Annotated in this window: 16 protein-coding genes; 14 read left to right on the forward strand and 2 right to left on the reverse strand. The window is 59.0% G+C overall.

Annotated features, from left to right (window positions below; genetic code table 11):
• The first annotated feature begins 218 nt into the window (after positions 1–218).
• The 3 genes from DXT96_RS10690 to DXT96_RS10700 all read left to right on the forward strand — a co-directional run bounded on the left by DXT96_RS10690 (position 219) and on the right by DXT96_RS10700 (position 4,095).
• Positions 219–1,826, forward strand: coding sequence for an ABC transporter substrate-binding protein (locus DXT96_RS10690; RefSeq protein WP_153514640.1), 1,608 nt, complete (start codon positions 219–221; stop codon positions 1,824–1,826).
• 68 nt (positions 1,827–1,894) lie between these two features.
• On the forward strand, positions 1,895–2,926 hold the full coding sequence (locus DXT96_RS10695) for an ABC transporter substrate-binding protein (RefSeq protein ID WP_153514641.1): 1,032 nt from the start codon (positions 1,895–1,897) through the stop codon (positions 2,924–2,926).
• The gene (locus tag DXT96_RS10700; RefSeq protein ID WP_153514643.1) at positions 2,923–4,095 is read left to right on the forward strand and encodes an acyl-CoA dehydrogenase family protein; all 1,173 of its coding nucleotides are present in this window, start codon (positions 2,923–2,925) and stop codon (positions 4,093–4,095) included. The genes DXT96_RS10695 and DXT96_RS10700 overlap by 4 nt, the downstream gene beginning before the upstream one ends.
• Before the next feature lie 46 nt (positions 4,096–4,141).
• Here DXT96_RS10700 and DXT96_RS10705 read toward each other — a convergent pair whose 3' ends face one another.
• The gene (locus tag DXT96_RS10705; protein WP_371418834.1) at positions 4,142–5,212 is read right to left on the reverse strand and encodes an LLM class flavin-dependent oxidoreductase; all 1,071 of its coding nucleotides are present in this window, start codon (positions 5,210–5,212) and stop codon (positions 4,142–4,144) included.
• 398 nt (positions 5,213–5,610) lie between these two features.
• On the opposite strand from DXT96_RS10705, the gene DXT96_RS10710 reads away from it, so the two are divergent.
• From DXT96_RS10710 to DXT96_RS10735, 6 genes are all read left to right on the forward strand, one after another.
• Entirely contained in the window at positions 5,611–6,234 is a 624-nt protein-coding gene (locus DXT96_RS10710; RefSeq protein ID WP_153514644.1) for an alpha/beta hydrolase, read from the forward strand.
• A gap of 233 nt (positions 6,235–6,467) precedes the next feature.
• The gene (locus tag DXT96_RS10715) at positions 6,468–7,397 is read left to right on the forward strand and encodes a sulfurtransferase (RefSeq protein ID WP_153514646.1); all 930 of its coding nucleotides are present in this window, start codon (positions 6,468–6,470) and stop codon (positions 7,395–7,397) included.
• A gap of 74 nt (positions 7,398–7,471) precedes the next feature.
• Positions 7,472–8,650, forward strand: a complete 1,179-nt coding sequence (locus DXT96_RS10720) for a YeeE/YedE family protein (RefSeq protein ID WP_153514647.1) — start codon at positions 7,472–7,474, stop codon at positions 8,648–8,650.
• 178 nt (positions 8,651–8,828) lie between these two features.
• Positions 8,829–9,026, forward strand: a complete 198-nt coding sequence (locus DXT96_RS10725) for a hypothetical protein (protein ID WP_153514649.1) — start codon at positions 8,829–8,831, stop codon at positions 9,024–9,026.
• A 267-nt stretch (positions 9,027–9,293) separates the two neighbouring features.
• Entirely contained in the window at positions 9,294–9,839 is a 546-nt protein-coding gene (locus DXT96_RS10730; RefSeq protein WP_142843630.1) for a flavin reductase family protein, read from the forward strand.
• Positions 9,840–9,879: 40 nt separating this feature from the next.
• On the forward strand, positions 9,880–10,824 hold the full coding sequence (locus DXT96_RS10735; RefSeq protein ID WP_153514651.1) for an acyl-CoA dehydrogenase family protein: 945 nt from the start codon (positions 9,880–9,882) through the stop codon (positions 10,822–10,824).
• 7 nt (positions 10,825–10,831) lie between these two features.
• Here DXT96_RS10735 and DXT96_RS10740 read toward each other — a convergent pair whose 3' ends face one another.
• The gene (locus tag DXT96_RS10740; protein ID WP_046801485.1) at positions 10,832–11,281 is read right to left on the reverse strand and encodes an Rrf2 family transcriptional regulator; all 450 of its coding nucleotides are present in this window, start codon (positions 11,279–11,281) and stop codon (positions 10,832–10,834) included.
• Between the two features lie 304 nt (positions 11,282–11,585).
• Here DXT96_RS10740 and DXT96_RS10745 point away from each other — a divergent pair, with 304 nt between their 5' ends.
• The 5 genes from DXT96_RS10745 to DXT96_RS27335 all read left to right on the forward strand — a co-directional run bounded on the left by DXT96_RS10745 (position 11,586) and on the right by DXT96_RS27335 (position 17,621).
• Positions 11,586–12,590, forward strand: coding sequence for an LLM class flavin-dependent oxidoreductase (locus DXT96_RS10745; RefSeq protein ID WP_194287619.1), 1,005 nt, complete (start codon positions 11,586–11,588; stop codon positions 12,588–12,590).
• Positions 12,591–12,612: 22 nt separating this feature from the next.
• Positions 12,613–13,953 carry an LLM class flavin-dependent oxidoreductase gene (locus DXT96_RS10750; protein WP_153514655.1) on the forward strand — a complete coding sequence of 447 codons (1,341 nt, stop codon included), beginning with the start codon at positions 12,613–12,615 and terminating at the stop codon, positions 13,951–13,953.
• Positions 13,954–14,033: 80 nt separating this feature from the next.
• Complete coding sequence (locus DXT96_RS10755) at positions 14,034–15,221, forward strand: M20 aminoacylase family protein (RefSeq protein ID WP_153514657.1); 1,188 nt, start codon at positions 14,034–14,036, stop codon at positions 15,219–15,221.
• Between the two features lie 26 nt (positions 15,222–15,247).
• Positions 15,248–15,805, forward strand: coding sequence for a GNAT family N-acetyltransferase (locus tag DXT96_RS10760; RefSeq protein WP_153514659.1), 558 nt, complete (start codon positions 15,248–15,250; stop codon positions 15,803–15,805).
• A gap of 13 nt (positions 15,806–15,818) precedes the next feature.
• Positions 15,819–17,621, forward strand: coding sequence for an amino acid ABC transporter permease/ATP-binding protein (locus DXT96_RS27335; RefSeq protein ID WP_153514661.1), 1,803 nt, complete (start codon positions 15,819–15,821; stop codon positions 17,619–17,621).
• The last annotated feature ends 22 nt before the right edge of the window (positions 17,622–17,643 follow it).

The following is a 17,643-nucleotide window of genomic DNA, read 5'->3' on the forward strand; positions in this document are numbered from 1 at the left end:
GTATTAGTTGACTAATTTTATGGAATTTGTCAAAGAGTAATAGAATTATTTTCTGAATTTTACGGAAAATAACACGCTATAAAAAAGAAAATTCCTAATTAAAGGCAATATTGGTGTTTCATGCCAATATCGCTCTTAGTCATGAAACAAACTTCTTTCAAAACGTGGCCATTCAGTTTCACCGGGTTTTGCCGGCAATATCAAGGAGAGGGTATCGCATGACTGTTTTCAACCAGACGACGCGGCGTGGATTTCTGCTGGCGTCCGTGGCGCTCGGCGTCGTGTCGTTGCCGGGGCTGCAGCTCCGCGCGGCGGAGCCGACAAGCGGCGGCACGGCCACCCTGCTGATCTCGTCGGAACCGCCGGTGCTGACGACCATTGCGCACACGGCCTATAATTCCGTCTATATATCGCCCAAGGTCACCGAAGGGCTGCTGACCTATGATTTCGATCTCAACCCCAGGCCGCTTCTGGCCAAATCCTGGGACGTGAGCGCGGATGGCCTGCGGTACACCTTCAATCTGCGGCCCGGTGTGACGTGGCATGACGGTAAGCCGTTCACATCCGCCGATGTGGCGTTTTCCATCTCCACCATCAAGGAAGTGCATCCGCGCGGGCGCAACACATTCCTGAACCTCACCAGCGTCGAGACGCCGGATGAGTTGACGGCGGTTCTGGTTCTTTCCAAGCCGGCACCTTACCTGATAACTGCGCTTGCCGCAGCTGAAACGCCCATCGTGCCCAAACATCTCTACGAGGGTACGAAAGTCACCGAAAACCCGGTCAATCTGGCCCCCATCGGCACCGGCCCGTTCAAGTTCAAAGAGTGGGTGCGCGGCAGCCATATCGTTTTTGAGCGCAATGCCGATTATTGGGATGCGCCGCGCCCCTATCTCGACAAGCTGATTGTTCGCTTCATTCCGGATGCTTCTGCCCGGGCGATTGCCATCGAAACCGGAGAGATCGATCTCGCCCCCAGCACGCCGGTCGCCTATAGCGATCTCGACCGCCTGAAGGAGCTGCCGAGCCTCGGCTTCGAGACGAACGGTTATCAATATACCAACTCCATCAGCCGCGTGGAATTCAACCTTGAAAAGGACGTCTTCAAGGACGTGCGGGTGCGCCGCGCCTTCGCGCATGTGATTGACCGCAATATCATCTTCAACACGGTCAATTTCGGTTATGGCGCGACGATAACAGGGCCGATCAATCCGAAGCTTGCGAAGTGGTATGTCAACGATCTGAAGACCTATCCGATCGACCTGAAGGCCGCCGAAGCGCTGCTGGATGAGGCGGGATACAAGCGCGGTGCGGATGGCATCCGTTTCAAGCTCAATCTCGATTATGTGCCGAGTACCGAGGCCTATCCGCGCGGTGCTGACTATATTCGTCAGGCACTGGCCAAGGTTGGTGTTGACGTGACGGTGCGCACCCAGGATTTCGCCACCTACACCAAGCGCATCTACACGGATCGCGATTTCGATTTTGCCTATGAGGGCATGAGCAATCTCTTCGACCCGACCGTCGGCGTGCAGCGGCTTTATTGGTCTAAGAACTTCAAGAAGGGCGTGCCTTTCTCCAATGGTGCGGCCTACAGCAACCCGAAGGTCGATGCGCTTCTCGAAGCCGCCGCCATCGAGATCGATCCGGACAAGCGCATCGCGCAGTGGAAGGAAATCCAGCAGATCCTCGTCGAGGATGTGCCGGCGATCGACATCGTCGCAGCACCTGAAATCACCATCTTCAACAAGCGCATCGCCGATCACACCATCGGTGCCGAAGGGGTGGCGGGCAGCCTCGCCTTCGCGCATATCGCCGCATCCTGATCGTCTCACCAGACCCGGCCCGCGATTGCGGCGGGCCGGGACTTTTCCCTTTCATCGAGGCCAAAGCCATGAGCACGACACTTTCTGAAATCTGGTACACACGCTGCCCGGTGCCCACGCCAGTCGGGCTGGCAGCGCAGCTCGGTTATCTCGGGCAGACCTTCGAGGAGGTCGGCATCGCGCTGAAATCCATCATCGATTCGCCGGATCGTTCCGTGCGGCAAAGCCATTTCAACCACACGCTGGAATGGTCCTTCCGCCACGGCGGCAATGTGCCGCCCATCCGCGCCCGTTCCGAAGGGCGCAATACGCACCTCATAGGCATTACCTGGACGGATGAGTTTCAGGCGATCATCACCCTGCCGGAAACCGGCATCCGCTCGCTTGCCGATCTCGCCGGCCGCCGTTTCGGCGTGCCGCGCCGGCCGGAAGGCATCGTCGATTTTATGCGGGCAACGGCGCTGAAGGGCATCACCTCGGCGCTTTCGCTGGAAGGGCTGAAGGTCGAGGATATCCAGCTGACGGATATCGTCATCAAGGATTCGGTGCTGGCCTCGCAGGAGGGGCCATCGCTTTTCGGCCTGAAGCGTAGGCAATCCTTCGGCGAGGAGATCATCGCGCTGTTGCGTGGCGAGGTCGATGCGATTTTCGTCAAGGGAACCGCCGGCATCGCCGCTGCGAATCTTGTGGGTGCGGTGCAGGTGGCGGAGTTCGGTTTTCACCCCGATCCGAAGATACGCATCAATTCCGGTTCACCCCGTGTGCTGACGGTTGACGGACGGCTTGCCGATGAGCGCCCCGATCTGGTGGAGCGGCTGGTTGGTGCCATTGCCAGAGCCTCGCTCTGGGCGGAGCAGCATCCGGAAGAAACGCGCCGTTTCATCGCCCGAGAGGCGGGTGCCACCGAAGAGCAGGTTCTGGCCGCCAACGGGCCGGAGGTTCACCGCCATCTTTGCCTCGGTCTCGATGCGGACCTCGTTGCCGCTGTCGGCCATTACAAGGATTTCCTGCACCAATGGGGTTTCCTTGAAAACGACTTCGATCTCGGCGGGTGGATTGACGACCGTTTCGTCACGGCAAGTGAAAGGGCGGTTGCATGAGCGTCGCACTCTCCGCCGTTCCGCCGGTGCAGCCTTCCAGTCCCGTCGCCATCGCAACCGCGCTGGCCGAAGATTTCAGCCGGACCGCAGCGGATCACGACAAAAGCGGCGAATTCGCCGCCGGCAATTTCGAGGCGCTGTTCAAATCGGGCCTGCTTGGGCTCGTCACGGCTGAAAAAGACGGTGGCTGGGGGGAGGGCATGGAAACGGCGCATGCCGTGATCGCGGCCATTGCCAAGGGTGATCCCTCCACCGCCCTCATTCTCGCCATGCATTACAGCGTTCATGCCGCAGTCCGGCGTGGCAAGTGGCCGGCGGCTCTGGCCGCGAAGGTACTGGCCGCCAATAGCAGGGAGCCGGCGCTCTTGAACAATGCGCAGGCCGAGCCGGGTATCGGTTCGCCGGCACATGGCGGCCTGCCGGAAACGACGGCGCGGATCGAGGGCGAGTTCTGGGTGGTGAACGGCCGCAAGAGCTTCGTCACTGGCTTGCCGGGCCTTAAATGGGCAATCGTGCTGGCCGTGACGACAGAGGACGTGCCGCGCCTGATCCAGCTTCTGGTTCCCATCGATGCGCCCGGCATCCACAGGGAAAAAGCATGGGAAGCGACCGGCATGTATGCCACCGCAAGCGACGATCTGGTGCTTGAAGAGGTGAAGGTACCGCTTGCCGATTTGGTCGCCGAACAGCCGGCGGACGAACCGTTGCGGCGCGACGAGGTGGATGGTTATAATTTCTTCGTGCTTCTGGCGTCCGTCTATCATGGTGTTGCGCTTTCGGCGCGTGACGCACTGTTGCGCCATCTGACGGGCCATGTTCCCGCCAGCCTCGGCGCGCCGTTGTCCTCCATTCCCCGCATTCAGGAAGGTCTCGGCCAGATCGAAGTTCTGCTGGCGGCAAACAGGCGTCTGCTTCTTTCCGTCGCGCGCGATATCGATGCGGGAGAAAAGGTGGGAACGGATGCGCTGGCCGTTCGGCATGTGGTGATCGACAATGCGGTGGCGGTGACCGATCTGGCGCTGGAACTCGGCGGCAATCGCGGTCTGCGCCGGGACCATCATCTCGAGCGTCATCATCGCGATGCCATCACGGCGAGAGCGCATGCGCCGCAAAGCCATATGATCCGCACCATTCTCGGCCGACAGATTATCAAATCCGCCAGTGTTTGATCGGCGAGGAGATGGGCGGCCTTGCCGGACGAGGCCGCCCATTTTGTCAGTCCCGGAGTAGCGGCAACAGCCTGTCGCCCTGCCGTTCGATCTCCTGAAGATAGGGCGTGTCGGACAGCACGAAATGGGTGACGCCCAGCGCGCGATATTTGCGCAACGACGCGGCCACATCTTCCGCCGAACCCACCAGCCATGTGGTTGCGGCCCCGCCGCCGCCGAATTTGCCGGGTGCGGTGTAGAGATTATCATCAAGCACATCACCCCGCTGATGCAAATCCAGCAGACGACGCTGGCCGACTGCCACCCCTTGCAGGTGGTCGTTCCAGCGCACGCCATTGTTGGCGGCCATCTCGGCAACCTTCGCTTCCGCATCGCGCCAAGCCTCGGCTGTCGTTTCGCGCACCAGCGTGGTGATCCGTAGGCCGAATTGCAGCGGCGGCAGGTCGCGGCCAAGCTTATCACTCAAGTGCCTCAGCCGTTCGATCCGTTCGTGCACGCCAGCAAGCGGTTCGCCCCAGAACAGTTGCACATCGGCCTCGGTTGCGGCCACCTGTTCGGCGGCCTCGGAGGCACCGCCGAAATAGAGCCTCGGATGTGGCCGGTCAGCGCGCTCGGTGATGCGCGGCGAAACGGTGGAATTCTTGACCCGGAAATGCTCGCCGTCGAAAGTGACGTTTTCTTCGGTCCAGAGCCGCCGCACCAGCCCCATGAATTCTTTCGTGCGCGCATAACGGTGCGCCTGATCGCCTTCTTCGTCGCCATAGGCTGCAAGCTCATCCCGGCCGGAGACGACATTGATCCGCACCCGGCCACCGGAAAGTTGATCGAGCGTGGCGGCGGCTGAGGCGAGGTTGGCGGGTTTCCAGTAACCGGGGCGGATGGCGATCAGCGGCTCGAATGTGGTGGTGCGCGCCGCAAGTGCTGCCGCCACAGTGAACGTATCGGGCCGGCCCCAGCCGGTGCCGAGCAGTGCGCCTTTCCAGCCATGGTTTTCCAGCGCCTTCGCGTGGCTGGTCAAGGTGTCGAGACTATTGTGGTTGTCGCTGACGGCATCGCCCCGGTGGCCGGCTTTGACGTCATTGGGGATGTACCAGAGGAATTCGCTCTTGCTGCTCACATTATCCGCCTGAATTTTCGTTTATGTCGCGGTGAAATGGGCTGGCCGAGGTGCGGCCTTTGCCATTTTTAGGTTCAGGAGGCGAAAGCCTCCGATCCTGCGAGAATGGCAAACCGGCGGCGGCCCGGCCAAGCAGCGGCGTTTCTTTTGGGGTGTGGCAGAGGAAAAGCTTTCCGCATCGATCCCTCATATTGCACATATTTTCTATCGAAAAAATTTTAGACAATGTTTCTATAGGATTGGTTCCAGAACCCCCGTTATAAAAGCATTTTCTGCTCTTTCAGCACTGCCTAGATCAATTTTTCTCGAGGCAAGCGAAGGTGAGCAAGGCAATAGTCGATTAAAATCGGAAAATTCAGCATGCTTGGCACACACCGCCCGCAAAAAATGGAGTAGGCATGTGTACCACCTTGATTGTCTCCGGTCTCAACGGTTCGGATGAGGGGCATTGGCAGCGGCATTGGCTGTTCGATGATCCGCAGGCGCAACTGGTCGATCAGGAAAATTGGGATTGCCCGGTTCTTGAAGATTGGCTCGATCGTCTGGAAGCGTCGCTCGCTTCAACGGAAAGCGCCTATATCGTCGCCCACAGCCTTGGTTGCCTGCTGGTGGCGAATATGGCGTCGCGACCAGTGGCTGCCAAAATCAAGGGCGCGCTTCTGGTGGCGCCCGCCCATCTCGACAAAGTCGAGGCGATGCATCCCTGCATCGTTCGCTTCGGCGCTTTTCCGCAGGCGCCACTTGCTTTCCCCAGCCTCGTCGTGGGCAGCACGAACGACCCCTATATGAACCCGGAAGAACTGGCCCGCACTGCCGCCGATTGGGGAAGCGATCTCGTCAATCTCGGTTCCGTCGGGCATATCAACATCGCCGCCGGGTTCGGACGTTGGCCGGAAGGATATGCTCTTTTCGCACGCTTGAAGTCGGCAGCCGGTTCTGAATGGACGGCTACTCGATCGAGGAAGCGCGGATTGTCGGCCTTGCACGGTGCGCTGGTTCAGGGTGATGCCGGCGGTTTGTAGCGTTTTCATTCGTCAATGTATTCGCCTCCGGCGGTCGGTCCCCATTTGCGGCATACTGCAACCTTTGGGAGCTTTAATGCCGAATTATCCGCATTAAATTTTGAATTTCACCTTTTGATTGTTTTTGAGAGGCTGTATTTATTTTCTACAGAAAATATGGAAAAGTGTTTCTTCGCTCCGAATGGTTTTGTTGTCACATTTCATCGGTCATCAAATCAGGAAGGGGTAAGGAAATGTCCAGAATAAAGCTTGTAACGTCGGCTCTCGGCGGATTGTTGTTGTCGGCGGTATCGCTGTCTGCGGCGGGGGCTTCGGAAGCGCTGGTAACGGCCGACTGGCTGAAGGAAAATCTCGATAATCCGAATGTCCGGGTGTTTGAGGTCAGCGTCGATACCGGTGTTTATGAGCGCGGGCATATTCCCGGTGCAGTGAACCTCAACTGGCACACCGATCTCGTTGACAAGGAAAAGCGCGACATCGCCGCGCGTGAGAATTTCCAGTCCCTGCTGCAGAAGGCCGGTGTGGACGACGATACGACAATCGTTTTATATGGCGACAACAACAACTGGTTCGCCGCCTGGGGCGCATGGATTTTCGAAACCTATGGTCTCGGCGACCGGGTGAAGCTGCTGGATGGCGGCCGTAAGCTCTGGGAAGCGCAGGGCCTGCCTTTCGATACATCGGCACCGACAACGGCTGAAACGAAGCTGAAGCTCGGCGAGCCGGATACGTCGGTGCGGGCGCGGTTCGTGGATGTCGTTGCGGTGGCCGAAGGCAAACACAATATCAAGCTCGTCGATATCCGCTCGGCGGATGAATATTCGGGCAAAATTTTCGCGCCTGATGGCGTCAAGGAGCTTTCGGTTCGCGCGGGCCATATTCCCGGCGCTGTCAACGTGCCGTGGGGCACCATCGTCAACAAGGACGGGACCTTCAAATCCGCAGATGAGATCAAGGCGATCTATGCCGAAAAGGGCATCGACGGCTCCGCCCCGGTCATCACCTATTGCCGTATCGGCGAGCGCTCCAGCCACACCTGGTTCGCATTGAAGAAGATACTCGGTTACGACGTCCGCAACTATGACGGCTCCTGGACCGAATATGGAAATGCGGTCGGCGTTCCCATCAGCAATCCAACCGGCACGGTCTGGACAGGCAAATAAGCCGCCGCTCCCTCCTCTTCGAAGCCAGTGCGCCAGCGGTGTACTGGCGTTTCTCCTGACATGTCCGGTCCCACATGCGTTTCACCCTTCGCCGCCTCACGGCCTTTGCCATTTTATGCACGTTGGCTGTTGCGGCTCATCAGCTGGGGGCGCTTGAAAATGGCAGGCAGCTTGCATTTTCACTTCTGGCCGGCGTTGCTTTCGGCATTGTGATGCAGCGCGGACGGTTCTGTTTTCTCTGCAATTTTCGCGATTTCGTCGACAACAGGCGCTCGGATGGCGTTCTTGCAATCCTTGTCGCACTTCTTGCGGGCGTGGTATTTTATCAGATCATCACCATCGCGTGGATGCCGGTTCCGCAGCCCGGCCGCCTGCCGCCCAACGCGCATATCGGCCCGGTCGGCTGGGTCCTGGCGTTGGCGTCGACGGTTTTCGGTGTTGGCGCTGCGCTTTCCGGCTCCTGCCTGTCGGGACACTTTTACCGGCTGGGGGAGGGAGCCTTTGGTTCCGTTCTTGCCATTGTCGGTGCAGCGCTCGGTTTTCTGCTGGCGCTCCTCAGCTGGAATTTCCTTTATACGCTCAGCGTTTTCAGCGACCCGCCGATCTGGCTGCCGCACCATCTTGGATATGGCCTGGCGCTGCTGCTTGCCGGCTTTGTTCTGGCCGGGCTGATCTTCATTGTTCTCTTTTTCGACAGGGAAGCGCCTGTTTCATTGTGTGCATCGGAAAACCGGCTGCATCAGGCCCTGCGAAGCGTTTTTGTTGAACGCTGGCCGCCCGTCGTCACCGGGGTTCTGGTTGCAGCCATCAGCGCCTTTTCCTATTTCCGCGTTGCGCCGCTTGGGGTAACCGCCGAACTCGGCAGCATCGTCAGAACGGCTGGTGCATCCGCGGCATGGGTGCCGGAAACGCTTGCGAGCCTCGATACGGTACGGGGCTGCATCAGCGCGGTAAAAACCACGATCCTGTCGCCTAACGGCGTCTTTGTGCTGGGGCTGATCTTTGCGAGCTTCGCAGCCGCGCTTTCGGCGGGAAAATTCCAGCCATCCTGGCCGTCTACTGGTGGGCTGATGACCCGGTTTGCCGGAGGTGTGCTGATGGGCTGGGGTGGCATGACAGCGCTTGGCTGCACCATCGGCGTGCTGCTGTCGGGCATTCATGCGGGTGCGGTGTCGGGTTGGGTATTTTCCCTTTTTTGTTGTCTTGGCGCTTTTGCAGGTCTCATCCTCAAACGCCGGTTTGCCTGGCCGTGACGGTCATGCGCTGAAATCCTGCCGATTCTGGCCTTCGAAATGGAATTTTCCTCATCTTGGCAACCTTAGTCCGCATTTGCGAGCAGCCGGGTAATTATAGAATAGTAATTTGATGGAAAATATTGACGATTTTGGATCGTCGCCGGAGGATAGTGGGCGTTGAGCAAAGGAGGCGCACATGCCGCAGGGATTTCATGCGTTTACTTTTGATCTGTTCGGTCTGACCCGGCGTCGGCCTCACGCAGATGAGCAGGTTACTCTTCATCCGCTGGATCATTCCGGGCGTATCAGGCAGGGAAAAAGCGATCTCGAGCTTGAGCGGGAAGAAATCTGCGAAATGAACTTCGCCATGCTCAGCCTGTACCCGGTTTTCTAAGGTTACAGGCTGCCGGTGCGGCAAGTCTCGCGGAGGGAGACAAACACTCCCCTCTTCGGAAAAATTGGAACGAAATTTCTTATATAGCCGGGGGAATTGGCTACCCTTTTTTTGTCCGGTTTCTTGTCGGCCGGGTTGAGTAAGAAAGGGTCTGACAGATAGAACATTATTTCCATAGAATATAAATATTATGGAAAACGATGTCTATTTAATCCCCTGCCGCCGCTGCTAGCTATTGGACAATTCAGCTGTTTTCAGGAGCGATCGATGACACTGCAATATGCGGCCAAGGATCAACAATTCATCAATCTTCGCGATCCGGTTTCGGGTAAGGCTGCGGATGCCGATAGCCTGAAGGCGGCGCTGAGAACGCTCGGCGGCGGCGTCAGCGTCATCACCGCCGGAGAAGGCGAGGCGCGCACCGGTGCGACCGTCACTTCGGCCACCGCTTTGTCGGTCGATCCGCCGAGAATTCTGGTGGCGCTCAACCGGTCGTCGTCCACATGGCCGGTGGTGCAGCGTTTCGGTCACCTCGCCGTCAATATCATCGGCGCGAACCACCAGTTCATCGCCAACCAGTTTGCCGGCATTGGCGGCCTGAAGGGTGCGGACCGTTATCGCGGTGCGGAATGGACCCGGCTTGCAAGCGGCGCACCCATCCTTGAGGACGCCGTTGCCGCTATCGATTGCACCATTGAAGAGGCAATCGAGCGGCATAGCCACGTCATCATCATCGGCAAGGTGGAGGCGATCCGCATCGGCTCCGGACATTCGCTGGTCTATCAGAACGGGCGTTATCATTCGCTGGACTGAGTGAACGCATTCAACGGGTTATTTTTTGAGGGAGTTGAGCATGGGATCTGTCACGCCGCTCGGCGAAAGAATTCGTTTCATTCCTCCACGTCTTGGCGCGGATGGCGATGTGCTGACCGTCGCCCGGGCAATTGCCGGGAAATGTCCCTTCGAAAATAGCGGGCAGGTCCACGCGCGGATCGCCCGCTCCGGCCTTCTTGCCCTCTCGGTTCCGAATGAACTGGGTGGAGCGGACATAACCAACGATATTCTCGCGCAGGCGCTTTCGATTATTGCTGCCGCGGATGCGGAGGCGGCGCGTGATCTGGTCGAACATTTCACTGCGCTTGAATTCATCCGGAATGCCGGCGGTGAAGAGCAACGCAAGGCCCTCTTCGCCCGCCTCGATCTTGGTGAAACCTTCGCTCTTGCTTCCTCCGATCTCAGCGCGGAGCACGCGGTTTTAACGAACGACGACGATTTCGCCCTGCGGCTTCCCGACGATGTGGTGCGCCCTGTTGCTACCGATGCGGACTGGATTGTCGTTCCGGCTGTGAATGCGGCGGGAAAAAACCTGCTCGTGGTTTTGCGCAATCGGCCGGATACATCATGGGATGGCCTGCTGCGCGCCGATCAGGTTACATTTCTTGCGCAGGGCGCAGGAAATCTCGCCGCCTCCGTCGCCACCCTGCTGAAAGCGGCGGTGGCCCTGGGTGAAAAACAGCGTGAACTTTCGACGCTGCTGATTGACCGATTGGCAGACGAGGGCGCGGCGCGTCCCGTCATCGGCGAGGTTTTTCTCGCCACTGAACTCTTGAAAGCACAAATCTCCAGCCTGGCGGCAAATATCGATGCGGCGCAGGTGGGCTCGGAAAACGTTACCTTTCGTTCGGTCAGGAACAACGCCATCACGCTTGAAATCCTGATGGCGCGTCTCGGCCTTATCGATGGCCTAAGTGAGCCCGGGCTGATTGCATCTCTGGAGGATGATCTGCGCCGGCAATAAGCGAAGCCTATTTGCCGGCAGGAATGGAAAGCGCGTCCTGTCCGTCCTTCGCGACGAATTGTGCGAGCGTCATATTGTCCAGAATGGTTGCGATGGCGTCGCGCACGTCCGTCATCGAAACCCTGACCTGACAGGTCTCGGGATCGTCACAGTCGTCGCAGGCTTCAAAGGCGGTGCGGCTGGCACAGCGGATGGGGGCCAAAGGCCCGTCCAGCGTGCGGATAACCTGGCCGATCATGATTTCGGATGGCATTTTCGAGAGCGAATAACCGCCATTCGGTCCTTTCTTTGAGCGCAGGATACCGCTGTTGCGCAGCTCCAGAAGAATGGTGTCCAGAAATTTCTTCGGAATATTGTTGCGCGTGGCAATCTCGGTCACGAAGGCGGTCTCTCCCTGGGGCAATCGCGCCAGATCGACCAGAGCCTTTAATCCGTATTTGCCTTTTTTGGTCAACATCGCCTGATCCGCAAAGAGGGCCGGCACATTCCGCAACGCCGGCCATATTATTCCTAACTTACTAAGTAGTTTTTAGCGAATTCCCGCGCAAGCCGTTTCCTCCGGATATGGCTTTGAAAACCGCCTGTTTTCCGCCTTTTCGACGTCACATCTCCGGCGCTGCGGATATTTTTTGCCAGAACCGGTTTTCAGAATCGTGACGGAAAACAATATTTTCTCTGATCGCGTCGCAACGTGGAACGAACGTTCTTTATTAGAATATAAAATCAGTAGACAAAGTATGCATCAAAAGACATGCGAGGTGATGATGTATACTCTCAGTTTGCTGGATAAGAGCCCCGTTTCGGCGGGTGAGGATGCGGCAGGCGCATTCCGCGACACGATCAATCTCGCCAGACGCGCCGAAGATCTGGGTTACCGCCGGTTCTGGGTGGCCGAGCATCACAATTCGCCGGAGCTTGCCGGTTCCGCGCCCGAGGCGCTGGTGGCGTGGATTCTGGCGAAGACATCCCGCATCCGCGTCGGTTCAGGCGGCGTCATGCTGCAGCATTACAGCCCCTATAAGGTTGCCGAAGTCTTCAACGTGCTATCGGCGCTTGCGCCTGGCCGGGTCGATCTTGGTGTCGGCAAGACGCCGGGCGGGTTGCCGCTGGCCACCTCAGCCCTGCAACAGGCTTATGACCCGGCGCGAAAGCCGGATTTCGAAACGGCATTCGGAGAACTCACCACATTCTTGTCCGGTGTCGCGCCGCAGGACCACGCGCAGGCCGGATTGCAGGCAACGCCGGCGCCGCCGGTCGCAGCGGAGAGGTTTTTGCTCGGCGCCAGCCCGAAAAGCGCAAGGCTTGCGGCCTCAAAGGGATGGAACTTCGTCTTTGCCGGCCACCTCAATGGTGATCCGGAGGTTCTTCGCCGCAGCCTTTCAGCATTCCGCGAGGAAAGCGGGGGCAAAGTTCCGGTCCTTGCCCTGTCGGCTTTTGCCGCCAGTGACCCCGACCATGCCGCAAGGCAGGTGGAGGGACAGCGCATCTACCGGGTATTTCTGAGCGATGGCAGGGCGTTCAACCTTGGCCGGCGGGAGCAGGCGGAAGAGTTCGCCCGCCAGTCCGGTGACAGCGATTATCGCATCGAGGAGCGCAAGCCCAACGTCCTCCATGGCGCACCGGAAGATATTCACCGGGCGTTGCGTGCTCTTTCCGAAGAGCACGGCATTGAGGAATTCATCATCGAACCGCCGCATGTGGGGGCCGATCAGCGGCTTACCTCGATTGAACTCTTGGCCACGCATCGCCTTTCCCGGGCGGCGTGATCTTGTCCTCAGGAGAAATGACATGACGAGAAAGAAAATCCGTTTCGGCATCATGCTTCAGGGTCCCGGTGGGCATATGAATGCCTGGCGGCACCCCAAAAGCCCGGTCGATGCCAGCGTCAATTTCGACTTCTTCAGGAAGACGGCGCTGAAGGCGGAGGCCGCCGGCATTGCCTTCGCCTTCGTGGCGGACGGGCTTTACATCAACGACAAGTCGATCCCGCATTTTCTCAACCGTTTCGAGCCGTTGACCATCCTTTCGGCGCTTGCCTCCGTCACCTCGAAGATCGGTCTCGCCGGTACTGTTTCGACGTCTTATAGCGACCCTTTCACGATCGCCCGCCAGTTCGCCTCACTCGACCTGTTGAGCGGCGGCCGTGCGGGATGGAATGCCGTGACGACGCCGCTTGAAGGCACGGCCAGGAATTACAGCCGCAATCATCCGGAACATGCGCTGCGCTACGAGATCGCCGATGAATATCTCGAAGTCATCAAGGGCCTGTGGGATAGCTGGGACGACGACGCCTTCGTGCGCAACCGGGAGAGCGGACAGTTCTTCGAGCGCGACAAACTCCATACGCTAGGTCACAAGGGACGGTTCTTCCAGGTGGAAGGCCCGCTGAACATCCAGCGTTCGCCACAGGGGCAGCCGGTGGTGTTTCAGGCCGGCTCCTCCGATGCGGGCATCGGCCTTGCGGGCAAACATGCCGATGCCGTCTTCACCAATTCCGCTTTGCTGGAAGAAAACCAGACCTTCCTCAAACGTGTAAAGCAGAGCGCCGTTGCACAGGGCAGATCCGCCAGCGATGTGAAGATTTTCCCCGGTATCGGCCCGATCGTCGGCGAGACGCAGGAGGAGGCGGAGGCGAAATATGACGTCATCCGCAACCTCATCACCATCGAGGACGCGCTTGCCTATCTCGGCCGCTTTTTCGACCACCATGATTTCAGCGCCTATCTGCTGGATGAACCATTCCCTGAACTCGGTGATATCGGCAAGAACAGCTTCCGTTCAACGACCGACCGTATCAAGCGCCGGGCAAAGGAAAAGAACCAGACGCTGCGGGAAGCGGCGCTGGAGGCTGCGACACCCCGCGAAGGCTTCATCGGTACACCGGACAAGGTGGCGGATGAAATCATCCGCTGGGTGGAAAATGATGCGGCCGACGGCTTCATTCTGGGCTTTCCCGTAATTGCCGAAGGGCTGGATGATTTCATCCGCCTTGTCATTCCGGTGCTGCAGCGGCGCGGTTATTTCGATCCGCATCTGGAAGGGGCAACGCTTCGCCATCATCTCGGCCTGCCTTTCCGGGAAAGCGTCTATTCCAGCGGCGAAAGCGGCTCGGACAAGGCCATCGCATAAGGCTGCGGCCGGGCGGCGAGGCCGCCGCCCGCGCAGGTTAGAAGACGCGGCGCGCAAAAAGCCGTGCAGGAGACAGAACCATGAATATCCGCATTGACGGCGCGCGTCCGCAGGACGACGCCGAACGGGGAATCCTTGCCTTCATCGAGGAGAGCATCGCCATCCGGCATGATCTCCACCGACATCCGGAGCTGTCGCTCAAGGAAAACCGCACGGCGGCGCTCATCGCCCGTTATCTGCTGTCGTTCGGATATGAGGTGACGGAGGGTGTCGGCGGTCACGGTGTCGTTGCCACCCTGAAACGGGGTCATGGTGAAAAACGTCTCGGCATCCGCGCCGATATTGATGCGCTGCCAATTCATGAAGAGACCGGCCTTGCCTATGCCAGCGAAGCGCCGGGCGTCATGCATGCCTGCGGTCATGATGGTCACACAACGATCCTGCTTGCTGCCGCCCGTTATCTTGCTGAAACCTCAAATTTTTCCGGTACCCTGACGCTGATTTTCCAGCCCGCCGAGGAAATCGGCGCGGGTGCGAGGGCGATGATAAAGGACCGGCTGTTCGAGCGGTTTCCCGTCGATGCGGTCTTCGGCCTGCACAATTGGCCGGGTGTGGAAACCGGACAGTTCGGTTTCGTCGAAGGCCCTGCCATGGCCTCCGTCGACAAGGCGCAGGTGCGGATCGTCGGCAAGGGCGGCCACGGGGCGGCGCCGCATGAGACGGTCGATCCGGTTCTGGCTTCGGCAAGCTTCATCACCGCCCTGCAGAGCATCGTTTCCCGCAACGTCGATCCGCGCGAAATGGCGGTGCTGACCGTCGGTTCCATCCATGGCGGAACCGCCTCCAACGTCATTCCCGAGAGTGTGGAATTGCAGATCACCGCCCGGGCTTTTTCACCCGCCGTGCGCGACAGGCTCGAGGAACGGCTTCCGGCGCTCGCCAAAGCGCAGGCGGAAAGTTTTGGCGCCAAGGCGGAAGTCGCCTATTCCCGCGGTTTTCCGCCTGTCATCAATCATGCCGCGCAGACGATTTTTGCCCGCGATGTCGCCAGACAGCATTTTCCCGCCGGACAGGTAGCGGAAGGCTTTCAGCCACGCACGGCGAGCGAGGATTTCGCCTTCATGCTGCTGGAGCGGCCCGGCTCTTACCTGTTCGTCGGCAATGGCGACAGCGCGCCGCTGCACAGCCCTCACTATGATTTCAACGATGCGATCATCGCGCCTGCGGCCCGCTTCTGGGTGCGCCTGGCTGAAGCATACCTCTCCTGATTGCCCGTAACCTGAGGACCAACGACATGAGCGATAGTTTTCTCTACACATCCGTCAATGATCCGCTGGCGACGCCGCTTCTGGAGGAGTTGCTGTTTGAATATGACAGCCGTTACGGCACTTTTTTCAATGCGGAAGGGGCCAGGGCGGAACTGAACAAATATCCGCCGGAAGCCTTCAGCCCGCCTTCGGGCAATTTCCTGCTGCTGCTGCGCGACGGCAAGGCAATCGCCGGTGGCGCCTTCATGCGTTACGACGAGGAGACCGCCGAGTTCAAGCGGGTCTGGACCCATTCGACCCATCGTCGGCAGGGGCTTGCAAAAATCGTGCTGCAGGAGCTGGAGCAGCAGGCGATCCGGCAGGGTTATGCCCGCGTCTATCTGACGACGGGGTTCCGCCAGCCGGAAGCCGTCGGTCTTTACCTCACCAACGGTTATCGCGCCCTCTTCGACACGGCGGCCGATCCGGAGACGATCCGGTCGCTGCCGTTCGAAAAATGGCTTTCCGACACCGTTCTCGTTCCGACCGGGGAAAGCGCGGCGATAGCGCACACCAGCCCTCAACCCTCCTCAGCCCATCTGTGAAAGGCTTTTTCCTATGACGATAGCCTCTGATTTTCCGCATGTTGCGGTCAGCGAGCAGAAGGGTGAAGCGGTGAAGGGCGGTTATTCGCATTTTCGCATCGTTCCGGCCCGTTATCCCTTGCGAACGGTGGGCACGGTTTTCTCCGTTCTCATCATCGCCGCCGTGCTGCATTCCGTTTTCGGCAATCCGCGCTGGGGTTGGGACGTCTTTGCCGAATGGTTCTTCGCCGAGCCGGTGCTCGTTGGCCTTGGCCGGACATTGCTGTTGACGGCGCTGGGCGCGCTGTTTGGTTTTGTTCTCGGAACGCTGCTGGCACTTGCCCGTGTGTCGCGCTCGCCGCTGCTGGTTGCCGTTTCCTGGACCTATATCTGGATTTTCCGGTCGATCCCGCTGATCGTGCTTCTGCTGATCCTCAACAATCTCGGTTATCTCTATGAAACGGTGACGATCGGCGTGCCCTATACCGGCATCAACTTTTTCAGCTGGAATACGACGCAGCTGATGACGCCATTTGCGGCCGCTGTGCTGGGCCTCACTCTCAATCAGGCGGCCTTTGCATCGGAAATCGTCCGTGGCGGCATTCTCTCGGTCGATCAGGGGCAGCTGGAAGCCGCCGCCGCGCTCGGCCTTCCACGCCGGCGGCAGGCCTCCCGTATCGTTCTGCCGCAGGCCATGCGCTCTATCCTGCCAACGGCCTTCAACGACATCATCGGCCTCGCAAAGGGAACGTCGCAGGTCTATATTCTGGCGCTGCCGGAATTGTTCTACACCATTCAGATCATCTATCGCCGCAATCTGGAAGTGATCCCGCTGCTCATGGTCGCAACCGTCTGGTATCTGGTGATCCTGACGGCGCTATCGATCGCTCAGCATCATATCGAACGGCATTTTTCCCGTGGTGCGCTCCGCAATCCGCCCCCTTCGCTTTTCGCTACCGTCTACCGCACCTTCCTGCCACGCCGGGCAGCGGCGGAGCCGGCGGCCGTGGTGACAGTGCCTGCAAAGCGAGAAGCTTCGGTATCTGCGCGTGCAGGAGGTTTCCGCATCGGAAATCGTGGAGGTTCGGTGAATATCCACGGGGTTTCCAAGTCTTTCGGCACACTCAAGGTGCTGGATGATGTCTCCCTTTCCATTCCGGCAGGCAGCGTCACCACCATTCTTGGCCAATCCGGCTCGGGCAAATCCACCCTGCTGCGCTCCATCAACCATCTGGAGCGCGTCGATGACGGCTTTATCGCCATAGACGGCGAGCTGGTCGGTTATCGCCAGCAGGGCGATACGCTTTATGAGCTGAAGGAGCGGGAAATCCTCAAGCGCCGCGTCGAAGTGGGCATGGTGTTCCAGAGCTTCAACCTGTTTCCGCATCTCACCGCGCTTGAAAACATCATCGAAGCGCCGGTCGCGGTTCGCGGCATCTCGAAAGAGCAGGCGCAGGCCGAGGCGCGCGATCTTCTGGCCCGTGTCGGCCTTGCCGAAAAGGCCAATGCCTACCCGCGCCAGCTTTCCGGCGGCCAGCAGCAACGTGTGGCGATTGCCCGGGCACTCGCCCTGCGGCCCAAGGTGTTGCTGTTCGATGAGCCGACATCGGCGCTCGACCCTGAACTGGTCAACGAAGTGCTTGACGTCATCAAGGAGCTCTCCCGCTCCGGCGTCACACTCATCATCGTCACCCATGAAATCGGTTTTGCCCGCGAAGTCTCCGACAGGGTCGTCTTCATGGAACAGGGCCGCATCGTAGAAACGGGCACACCGGAGAAGGTGTTCAACAACCCCGAACATCCACGCACGGCCGAATTCCTCGCAAAAGTCCTCTAATCACAACAAAGGCAACACTCAC

This window comes from Agrobacterium sp. ICMP 6402 (assembly GCF_009498615.1).
Classification (GTDB): domain Bacteria; phylum Pseudomonadota; class Alphaproteobacteria; order Rhizobiales; family Rhizobiaceae; genus Agrobacterium; species Agrobacterium burrii.